Below are 561 nucleotides of genomic sequence, written 5' to 3' on the forward strand. Positions count from 1 at the left end.
GCAGCCGAAGTGAACTTTATATCTGAGGGGACTCCCTCATTGGCATGTATGACAGTGTGTACCTTTATGCCTCCTTTCTTTTTGCCGGTCTTGGGATGACGTCCCACACCCTTGAACAGGAGATTTGAGAACAGGGTAATGGTAGTGGAATCGATAATCTGAAGACGCTTCATCCAGGCTGTATCCCTGTTTTGGCGGCTGTCCGAGGAAAGAATGTTTCTGTATGTAGTGTATAAGTCACGATAGATGGACTCAAATATGATTTCCGGACGGCGTTTGTTGGCATCGGATAACGTACTGCGCGAAGGCATGGTCGTGATACCCAGATGACAAAGTTTGCGGGCTTCTGCCTGTATGGACGCCATTATCTCACGCAAGGAATCAAAACGCATGATAACTGCATAGAGCATAACGACAAGATGTGTCCATCCATCAAACCGCTTCACATAGTGTTCACCACCATATTTACGGCTTGTCTGAAGAATTTTTGACTTATCAAGTAATTTTATGACCTGACTATATAGCGGCTGTCCGCTAAAATGTATACTTTTGCCCATAGTT

General features: G+C 44.9%; 1 protein-coding gene. It reads right to left on the bottom strand.

Annotated features, from left to right (window positions below; genetic code table 11):
* Positions 1–557: DUF4372 domain-containing protein (locus WKU26_RS12640; protein WP_340322313.1), on the bottom strand; the 557-nt coding region annotated here is incomplete at its 3' end.
* Positions 558–561 lie beyond the last annotated feature (4 nt).

Origin of the sequence: Phocaeicola sp. HCN-40430 (genome assembly GCF_037890285.1) — a bacterium.
GTDB classification, from domain to species: Bacteria; Bacteroidota; Bacteroidia; order Bacteroidales; family Bacteroidaceae; genus Phocaeicola; species Phocaeicola acetigenes.